Annotated in this window: 2 protein-coding genes; both read left to right on the forward strand. The window is 42.4% G+C overall.

Features of this window, described 5'->3' with window-relative positions:
* The first annotated feature begins 66 nt into the window (after positions 1-66).
* On the forward strand, positions 67-408 hold the full coding sequence (locus tag HMPREF2794_RS15935) for an ISAon1 family transposase N-terminal region protein (protein WP_010535358.1): 342 nt from the start codon (positions 67-69) through the stop codon (positions 406-408).
* Positions 409-433: 25 nt separating this feature from the next.
* Positions 434-1,387 carry an ISAon1 family transposase gene (locus tag HMPREF2794_RS15940; protein ID WP_070751900.1) on the forward strand — a complete coding sequence of 318 codons (954 nt, stop codon included), beginning with the start codon at positions 434-436 and terminating at the stop codon, positions 1,385-1,387.
* Positions 1,388-1,419 lie beyond the last annotated feature (32 nt).

The following is a 1,419-nucleotide window of genomic DNA, read 5'->3' on the forward strand; positions in this document are numbered from 1 at the left end:
GGATCAATGAATAAATCTGAGGGATGAAATTACAAATTCTTATCTTTGCCTTCAAATTTATAGAAAATGGAGTTAAATGTTTATCGTCTTCTTCTCCCTGAAGGCACCTTGGATTACTTTGATGTTGTTGATGTGAAAGAAAGGGTGAATGAAATCGTGATTTACCTTGAAGAGAAGAATCTGGTTCCTGAGCAGTATTCCGGTGAGGCCACTGAGAGTAAAGGCTTTTATGATCCGGTGGTTGTTCAGGACTTTCCCCTTCGTGGTAAGAAAGTGTATCTGAACATTCGCCGTCGTCGCTGGATATTAAAGAAGAGCAATGATTATATCTGCCGTAACTGGCGCATGTTAGCTGAGGGTACTCGTATGACGCAGGATTTTGCGTCTTTTTTAAAAGAATTATATTGATAATCATCCGATCGGCTGCAAGTTATTGGGTACTTTATATGGCGTTGACGGGGATTTGTTTGAACGTCAATACCGCAACCATTTAAGTGGCTACCTCCGCTGGGAGCAGCTTGCCCATGCAGAGAACTGGCTTTTGTTTGAGAAGAACATTGGTGCCTACGTCTGTATTGATGAAGTGGCCCTCTCTCGTGGAGAACTATATACTGTGTTGATTAATAAAGAGGCTCACGGTGGTAAAGGCAGTATTATCGCTATCATTAAAGGTACGGATGTTTGTACAGTCACCTCTGTCCTGCTTAAACTTTCGCGTCGTCGTCGCTATCAGGTACGTGAGATCACCTTGGATATGGCCCCCAATATGGAACAGATTGCGCGGACTTGCTTCCCTGCCGCCAAACGCGTTACAGATCGTTTCCATGTACAGAAACTAGCTCATGAAGCAGTTCAGGAGATGCGTGTGAAAGCCCGCTGGGAGGCTTTGGATGAGGAGTCCACGCAGCTTGCCTATGCAAAGGCCTGCGGAAAGATATATCATGCACCTGTTTTCGCTAATGGAGATACAAAAAAGCAGTTGCTGGCAAGGAGTATTTATCTGCTTTACAAAAAAGAATCGCTATGGACTCAGTCTCAAAGGATACGGGCTGAGATTCTATTTAAAGAATATCCCGATATAAAGAAGGGATATTATCTGGCCATGCGGTTAGGCTCAATCTATCATCAGTGTAAGTTTAAAGATATTGCTTTGACAAGGCTTGCAAGGTGGTATGACGAAGTCGATAAATCAGGCTTCCTGACTTTTGGAAGGGTAGCGCGCTCTATCCAAACACACTATATGAATATTATCAACTTCTTTGAAAGAAGGGCAACTAATGCGGCAGCAGAATCATTCAATGCTAAAATCAAGGCATTCAGAGCACAGTTTAGAGGAGTCAGAGATAAGGCATTTTTTTTATACAGACTTACTAAGTTATATGCATAAAATGAAAATCCCTCAGGTTTTTACATTGATCC

Origin of the sequence: Bacteroides sp. HMSC067B03, from assembly GCF_001811315.1 — a bacterium.
GTDB classification, from domain to species: Bacteria; Bacteroidota; Bacteroidia; order Bacteroidales; family Bacteroidaceae; genus Bacteroides; species Bacteroides faecis.